The organism is Marinobacter sp. L-80, from assembly GCF_056859395.1.
This window is the reverse complement of the sequence record NZ_JBSXOI010000027.1, coordinates 21,350-29,677: the sequence shown is the minus strand read 5'-3', so window position 1 is coordinate 29,677 and position 8,328 is coordinate 21,350. Positions and strand designations below refer to the sequence as shown.

The 8,328-nt window shown below is 52.3% G+C and carries 4 protein-coding genes; 3 read left to right on the top strand and 1 reads right to left on the bottom strand.

What is annotated here, in order from left to right; all coding sequences use genetic code 11:
* Positions 1–101 precede the first annotated feature (101 nt).
* Complete coding sequence (locus AC13E3_RS00935) at positions 102–4,820, bottom strand: hypothetical protein (protein WP_405419057.1); 4,719 nt, start codon at positions 4,818–4,820, stop codon at positions 102–104.
* Between the two features lie 306 nt (positions 4,821–5,126).
* On the opposite strand from AC13E3_RS00935, the gene AC13E3_RS00930 reads away from it, so the two are divergent.
* The 3 genes from AC13E3_RS00930 to AC13E3_RS00920 are packed head-to-tail and all read left to right on the top strand — an operon-like array spanning position 5,127 to position 7,927.
* Entirely contained in the window at positions 5,127–6,110 is a 984-nt protein-coding gene (locus AC13E3_RS00930) for a TRAP transporter substrate-binding protein (RefSeq protein ID WP_104270328.1), read from the top strand.
* Between the two features lie 15 nt (positions 6,111–6,125).
* Positions 6,126–6,671, top strand: a complete 546-nt coding sequence (locus AC13E3_RS00925; protein ID WP_104270329.1) for a TRAP transporter small permease — start codon at positions 6,126–6,128, stop codon at positions 6,669–6,671.
* Entirely contained in the window at positions 6,668–7,927 is a 1,260-nt protein-coding gene (locus AC13E3_RS00920) for a TRAP transporter large permease (RefSeq protein ID WP_104270330.1), read from the top strand. Before AC13E3_RS00925 ends, AC13E3_RS00920 begins: the two co-directional genes overlap by 4 nt.
* The last annotated feature ends 401 nt before the right edge of the window (positions 7,928–8,328 follow it).

The window sequence follows — 8,328 nt, the reverse complement described above, 5'->3', positions numbered from 1 at the left end:
GGCCTGCCAGTCCGATAGCGTCTGTTGCCAGAACTGATGTAAATCAGGGGTGGTCATCGGATTCCTCCTTCATTTGAAAGCAGGAATCAGTGTGGCGAAATTCAGTTGCCAGCCACAGGTGCGGATTTATTGGCGCTTACGATCTGAATCGCTTTTCTGATGGTGCCTTTGTAGCGGGAGGTGAGCGGCGTGAGGGCGTCCGCCCACTCGGTGAGCAGGTGGTTATATGAGCGCATCTGCGTGTGTGGCGTCTGGTGTCCTAGCACCCTCCCAATTGCCATCGCGCCGCGTCTTGTGAGACCGGAATTGGTTCCCAACATGATCGTTTTGATGACTTCATCGTCAGAAGATGGGGACAGATGTGATGCCAGAGGCGTGTGAATCCCGAACACGGCGCTGGTCAACACATTGCAAAACACGTGTCTTGCCTGATGCAGGCTCATCCTTGAATTGCCGGTGACGAGTTTAAGTGCTTTGGCAATATCTGAAGGAATCGATTTGGCAAAAGGGGTGAGAGTGCTATCGTTTGCGCCTAAAATCGGCTTGTTGGTGATATCCCCAGAGCGAGTTGTATATTGAGTAAGAATTGTCTCGACCAGCATCCGCTCAGTCTCAGCCAGCTCAAACATCAGCGGTACGGCTCGTCGGCTGTTCTGAGCATTTTTTAAGGCTCGAATCGGATTGTTCTGTACCAGCACCCAAGTCAGTTGGCCGGATTGGCACCAATCGGAACGGAGTAGACCTAAAGCCTCTTGTGCCCTGAGTCCAAATCGAAATGCGAGCAGAAGGACAAACGCTGCTTGCCTGCCACGATCCGCATCCGCAGGGTCCTGGTGCAGAAGTATTTTCAGAGCCCGATGATATTCTTCTTCGGAAAACAGCCGTGGGCGAACCGAACGGCCTGAACGCCTTATATCCAGTTCATCCCAGTCCGGAGCTGACACGCCGTGTTCGGTAGCCCAGTCAAAAAAGTCGATGAGTCGAGCTGAGAAGTAATGGAGATCTTTCTGCTTGTGCCCTTGGTGCTCCAGCATCCTTGCGCACAGTTCGGTGACCTCTTCCTCGGTCATGCTAATAAGGTCAGTGTTTGAGGCTAAGCCTCGAAACGCAGGCGACAGCGCTGTCAAGTAGCGCTTGATAGAGCTTGCAGCATAAGGTTTGTGTTTTCGATTGGGTGCTCCTTTTCCTCGTAGAATGCGGAAGGCGACCCAGTAGCCAATCATCAAGATCGCGCTGCTGACCTTGCGGGCATTTGAACGACAGTGTCTTTCGATTTGCCTGGCTATCGTCTCAGATTTGCTTTTGGTGTATTGATTCAAAATGTCGTGCAATGCGCGCAAAAATACCGCTGACTCAGAGTAAAACGCTCTGGAGTTGCCCAGGGGGGCCATAGCGGGAATGATGTTTGGAGTTTCCGGTTCTGGAAAGTTCTCGGTTGAATGACTTGCAGGGCTTTTGTAGCGGAGGCCTTCGACAATTCTGAGGTGGTCATATAGGCAGACGCTTGTGGGGGGATTCCTCTCACTTAGGGCCCCGGCGACTATGCCTGGTAATTCCACCAGGTTCGCTTGCTCGACTGCGTGATTTAAAAGATTAAGCACATGCGCAAAGGTGACACGTGTATGGTCGGCTTCATGTTGCGGCTTGGTTTTTCTTAGGATTGCATATAGTGAAATCAGGGGCTTGGGGCAGCGTGTCTGGTTCAGGTCTTTCATGCTCTTGAGACCCAGACCCCTTGCTAACATTCGCCCAGTGGCATGGTCGATTTCATGCCTTTGGACGGGTTGGTCAAAGTTGTCGTATTCCAGCGCTTCGTTGTACTCAAGGTAAACATGCTGTTTGTGCTGGATGATCCGATAGTTCCTGCCCCTGACCAGGTCCTCCAGTAGCTGTAGATAAGAAATGCGCTTTTCGATAGCAAGCAACGCCATCGCGAGTGCAAGTTCGTCGGATTTCGAATAACGCTTCTGTCGAATGTCTTGTTTAATCTGGCTTGCCCAGAGCTTTAGTTCAGGCATAACGCGCAGCGCCTGCGCACAGCTGCTGCGAAATAGGGATCGTTCATTCCCAAAACGCGACAGCCTATGCCGGATGAATCGGCGAGCCTGCGAATCCGCGTTTTCTAGCCACTGGATCAATACCTCCATTCGAATGGCTGCTCGCGGGTGGGGCAGGCCATTTTCTCTCAGCAACATGTGTTTGACGGCATCATCAACATAAGGCTGGTTTAGCTTTTCGCCATCAGGAAGGGGATTGGTTGCGAGAAAAAAGTCCAGATCCTTCCGGGCTGTGGATCGAGCCTCATTGCGCGCACGCAATCGCTCCCGATGGCGTTTTTCCTGACCAAAATATTTTGGTTCCTCGTAATTGATTGTGTCCGGGCGGTGATGAAGCTGAATGCGTTCATAAGAAGCCGTGGGCAACGACACCGAAAAGCCGAGTCGGTCAAAGCAGTCATCGACAACTTGCCGATATTCGTCAGCATCATGCTTCCAGCATTGTGGCGAATGGTCGCTATACGTTGTCACGCCGCGTTCTGCGTGTCCCAGCCAACCGTCAATTACTTCAGGATTAACGCCGTACCGTGCTAGTTGCTGTGAGAATCGATGTCGGAAAAGGTTTTTAGGCAGGCCAAACTCTAAAAAGTCTGATTCCGAGACCATCGGATCGTTGAGTGGATGCCAAAACCCGAAATGATCGAGTAAGAAGAAAAGGGGTAAATGATCAGACCTTCCTTGCAGCACGTTTTCGATGCGTTCAGCCAATCTTTTGTGTTGAGTTCGCACAGCATCAGAAAGCTTGCGAAGGTGCTCAAGATAGCTATTGATTATCGAAACAGCACCGTGTGCAAGTGGCACCATTCGACCGCAGTGGAGTCCATCGTCGTTTTTGTCGTTGATGAAAACTGCCGGCGGATCAAAGCAGAAATGACTCAGTGACTCGAATGGTTCCGATAAGTGGCGGCATCCGGTAGCTGCATAGAGGGCGGTAACCGTATAGGTTACGAGGTGGTTGTGAAAGGTGATTGCATCGCAGGCCCTCGTCGCGAAGAGCTTTTCGGTGCCTCGCTGTATGACCTCAATGAGGAACGACTCCAGTGGGGCCAGCACACTCCCAAGTAAGTTAATTCGTTCAGTACGAGCTGCTGCTTCTGTTCTATGGGATAAAAAGCCACTCCTTACTTCGTCGATATCCCAATTGGTGTAACCGCACGCAGCAGGAAGCGCAGAGCGTGGGTGAGCCGAGATCAAACGGGCGAGAGAGTGATCGCCTTTTGCATCAAATACTTTTTGCGATTGGGCATTGGCGAGTTTCGCGCTGGATAGTCTCGGGAAGTTTTGACGAGCATGTTGGTTGAACCAGGTGTTTATATCTTGAGAGCCGAATAGCGTCCACAGTCGTCGCAACGAGGGGGCGTCCTGATTGCCCTGGGTCGCGTGCTGAAGTATTTCCTGTACCCAGCTTGGCAAGGTAACGCGTAGACATTCCTCAAATGGCTCGATGAGTTGTTCGTCTTGCGGGCGGGGAAACCAGGAATTGTGACGCTTTGGAAGTATTCGATGCGCCGCGCTGGCATCCCGACAGATGCTCCACTCCGCTTGCATACTGTCAGTGATTTGAAACTCCAGTACGAACTCCAAGGAACGGCCAAAATTGATTGCTAACCACACCAATGCGGTGCCAAGCCTCTCTGAGAACTCGCCATTCTCCCGATTGCGCGTTAGCCAGTCTTCGAGCAGTTGATTTTCAGGAGGTAATGGCTTGTCCCATGACCAAGGCAGGTAGTGAGAGAGCTCTGCCGTCTGCATGACAACGCTGCGGCCTGATAATTGCTGCTCTTCCGGAGTCTCTTGGGGGTTAACATCGAAAAGAATCAGCTGCTCAAGATCGTCTGGATCAGCCGTGCTGCTATCGCTTTCTGAATAGGCTAAAACCTGTTGTGTCTCAGTTGTCCTGTCGAGTACGAGAGCGAGATTCGAGCGCTTAAGTTCAGTAAAGGATGCGTTGATGGCCGGAGCTACTCGGCGACCTACTATTGGGTTTCGCTGACCTTCGCTTACTTTTTGAACAGATCTGAGTAATAGAAGGCTCTTGCGGTCGTCGGGTGCGGAATACTGCGTAAGTAACTGGGTGGATGCGTATCTCAGCGCCAAATTAAATTGTTGATACGAGTAGTGCTTAGAAGTGAGGGCTCTCTTTGCCCTCGTTAGTAAGGCGTCGATGACTCCCCACTTGTCGTTCTGGCCAGGCAGACTTAGTGCACTTGCAACCTGCTGTATTTGGCTATCGTGGAAGCAGGCGTCTTTAACTGTCCTCTCAATTGCCTGCATGATGAGCCAAAGGCGGAGGGCTCGACGGAGTCGATTTAATTCATCGGTCCGTGATTGCGCCAACGGATTAACGATCATCTCTAAGAGGAAATGCTCGTTCTTGATGTCCGCTCCTGCTCTCCTTAGTGTGGTTTTCGTCCTTTCTCGGGATGTGTCATGAGGCATGCCCGAGAACGCAGAGGATATATCAATATCAGCGTTATAGGCGGAGGACAGTTCTCTCAACTGAAACGCATAGGGATTGGCATCCCACTGAGCAAGTAACGAGACCGAATCTTTGTTGGAAAGTTCGCGGGCAAGATTGCCGATGACGGTGAAGTTTTCTGTGAAGCCAAAGGTCAGAGCGATGGCTTCGAAAATTTCGGCAACTTGATGTTGTTCCGCCCAAGTTTTGATTGTCTGGAAATGGGGGCCTGGCAACCTTAAGGTCAAATCGGAGCTATCCGTAGTCGCGTCTTTGTGCCAACTCTGGCTCTGATTTTTTGTCATTAATGGATTTAGTCTCCAGAGGCTCAGATAGGCTAATACCCAATTTATACACTAATTTAGGAGGCATAAAGCATTTTTGGCACAAAAAAGGTGGGTTAAATTCATCGGTCTCATAACCATCCAGCCCCCGCTACCATAGTCTAGAAAGGCAGATCAGTTTCGTACTGGTCTGCCTTTTTTGTTGCGATATTGAGAACTTGTTTAGCCATATCGCCCGTCCAAAACTCCGTCGTTCTAGGGTATGCTTCGGGACTGAGTTTCCGAAACCATCGTTTGATGACTAAAACAACAGAAATGGAGCCTCCGATGAGTTCAATGAAACGCCTGCTTGCCGCGTTTGCATCCTTTGCAGTTATGTCTAGTGCCGCCGTTGAGGCCCGCGATTTTCGCCTCGGCTTGATAACGCCACCGCCCCACATCTGGACCAAGGCGGCCAACGAGTTTGGGCAGGATCTGAATGAACAGTCCGGGGGAGAGCATTCGGTAACGGTTTTCCCGGCCAGGCAGCTGGGTAACGAGGCGCAGATGGTTCAGCAGCTGCAAACGGGCGCACTGGATATGGCGTTCCTGACCATTGCTGAAGTTTCCAACCGGGTGCCGGATTTCGGCGCGCTATATGCGCCTTATCTGGTCGACAACATTGACCAGGCCGCGGAATTGTTGCGCTCCGAGGAAGCGAACAAACTTCTGGACCAACTGCCGGCCAACGTTGGCCTGGTAGGTGTAGGCTATGCCATGGCTGGAATGCGCCAGGTGCTCAGCCGGGATGAGGTTTCTGGTCCTGTCGATCTTGAGGGCAAGAAGCTACGCATTACCCCGTTCGAGCCCATCCGGGATTTCTACAACGCCATCGGCGCGGCACCCACGCCGTTGCCACTGCCTGCGGTGTATGACGCGCTGGCGAATGGCCAGGTCGACGCCATCGACATGGATTTCGACTCCATCCTGGTGCTCAAGTTTTACGAGCGCGCCGACCACCTGCTGATTTCCAACCACATGATGTTCCCCATGGTGGGCGTGGTATCTGGCAAGGTCTGGCGTGACCTGGGCAACGAAGACAGACAGCTCATCCAGGAAACCATGAAAGCTCACCTGAATGCCGTAATGGACAAGTTTGTGGCCCAGGAGAAGGATCAGGAACAGCAGCTCAGAGAGCTGGATATCACCGTGAAAAAAGCAAACCGCAGTGAATTCGCTGACGCCATTTCCGCCTGGGAAGACATCTGGGCTGAGAAAGCCCCGTCTCTTGGCATCCTGCGCAACGTCGCCGAGGACATCAAGGCCCAATAATCCGGGCGACGCACCATGCTTAAAGCTGTTTCGGATTTTGTCGCACGCATTGAAGCTGTCATCGCCGCATCGCTTGCCGGTGCGGTGACCCTGCTGATCCTATTGAATATTATTACCCGGTCTGCCGGTTACGCCATCTATTGGGTGGATGAACTGGCGATTTACTGCATGATCTGGATGACCTTCTTTGCGACATCCGTGCTGCTAAAACGTCGGGAAAGCGTTGCTGTCAATCTGCTGACCGAGTATGTAACAGGTAGCACCCGAACGGTACTGGCGAAATTCAGTGACCTGATGGTGCTTCTGTTTGGCGGTATTCTGGCCTGGCTCAGCTGGCGCTGGTACGACCCGTTCACGTTGTATCAGGTGGGGTTCGACCTGCAAAACTTTCAGGCGGAAACCTTCAACTTCATGTACGCGGAAAACACCAGCACCCTTGGCATCAAAAAGTTCTGGGTGTGGATGATTCTGCCCATTCTGTCGATCACTTTGACCCTTCATGGTTTAGCCAATCTTCTCAGTTCCGAGACTGCTCCCGAACAGAGCGTGGGTATGACATGACTGCGGTTGTCTTCGCCGTTTTGTTGTTTCTTGCGGTGCCGATCTCACTGGTCCTGGCGCTGACGGCGCTCTGGTATATCTACGATTCGGGTAATACCGTGCTGCTAGATTCCTACCTGCAACAGCTATTCGGCGCCATCCAGAGCTATGGACTGTTGGCGATACCCCTGTTCATGCTTGCCGGCGAATTGATGAATGAAGGTGGCCTTACCAGCCGGCTGGTGAACCTGGCGCGCATCCTGGTGGGCGGGTTTCGCGGAGGCATGGCTTACATCAACCTGGTGGCCAACATGATGATGGCGGCCATTATGGGCTCTGCTGCCTCACAGATCGCCATGATGTCCCGCGCCATGGTGCCTGCCATGGAGAAGGACGGTTACGAAAAGCCTTATGCCGCCGCCATAACCGCTGCCGGGGGATTGCTCTCGCCCATTATCCCGCCGTCCATGCTGTTCGTGCTGTTTGGCGTACTGGCCCAGGTTCCGATTGCGGATATGTTCATCGCCGGCATCATTCCGGGGCTGGTCATGTCTTTTCTGTTCTTTATCGCGATCAGCCTGCTCGGCCTCAGATATGAGTACCCGAAAGGCAGCTGGCCAACGCGACAGCAGGCCAAGCATTATTTCCTGATGGGCATTCCGGCGGCGCTTATTCCGCTGATCATCATCGGCGGTATCCTCACCGGGCTGGCCACTCCCACAGAGTCAGCCGCGCTGGCCTCACTGGGTGCTCTGGTGATTGGAAAATACGTCTACCGAGACCTCAAGTACAAAAACCTTTTTGGCGTTCTGAAAAGGACCGCCTTCAATTCCGGCATGGTCATCATGCTGATTGCTGCCGCGGGTGTATTCGGCTGGGTGATCATCTTCGAAAAAATTCCCCAAAGTGCGGCCAGCTGGATCGCCGCACAAACCACAGACCCATTCATGTTTCTGATGCTGGTCGTGGGTATCCTGCTGCTGGTGGGCATGGTGATCGATGGCATTGCCGCACTGATATTGGTCGTGCCGATCCTCATGCCCATAGCGGAAGCCCAGTTTGGCATTAGCGCCTACCAGTTCGGCGTGGTGGTGTGCCTGACGCTGGTTCTTGGCCTGCTTACACCACCGGTTGGTGCGGGCCTTTATATTTCTTCCGCCATGACCGGCGCATCCCCGATGGCTATTTTCCGGGCTTTGCTTCCGTTCCTTCTGGCAACCATTCTGACGCTGGTGCTGATCAGTTGGGAAGAGGGGTTGGTGCTGGCGTTGTTGTAGGGAACACCTGATTTGCAAAGAGACACGCTCTGTCACTTGAATATGGTCTCCTCTCATTTCAAGGTAGGGGGTCTGCCGTGGGTGTCTTTTGTTTGGGACTACCCCTTTAGAGCGAGTTGCTTCACTTTGCACCAGCGAACGCCTATATCTTCTTCAGATTTATCCCTTCAAGAGAATAACCAATTAATAATTGCTGTTGGAACGGGTTTTGTTCAGCTTGAAAAACTCGATCGCGCTTTTAAGTTGGTTGACCTGTTCCGTCACCGAACTTTGCTCTTCTGCGGCACTGGCAACTTGTGCATTTATGTCAGTCACCGCCTTGCGACTTCCCGCCTGATCAATTACTTCCCCGCTTTATTACAAATCCCTGACGGGAAATTGACATTTTCGTAATTAGGAAA

Bases quoted from the DNA above. Each gene is read 5' to 3' on its own strand.
- AC13E3_RS00935 (WP_405419057.1), bottom strand. From the start codon at position 4,820: ATGACAAAAAATCAGAGCCAGAGTTGGCACAAAGACGCGACTACGGAT.
- AC13E3_RS00930 (WP_104270328.1), top strand. From the start codon at position 5,127: ATGAGTTCAATGAAACGCCTGCTTGCCGCGTTTGCATCCTTTGCAGTT.
- AC13E3_RS00925 (WP_104270329.1), top strand. From the start codon at position 6,126: ATGCTTAAAGCTGTTTCGGATTTTGTCGCACGCATTGAAGCTGTCATC.
- AC13E3_RS00920 (WP_104270330.1), top strand. From the start codon at position 6,668: ATGACTGCGGTTGTCTTCGCCGTTTTGTTGTTTCTTGCGGTGCCGATC.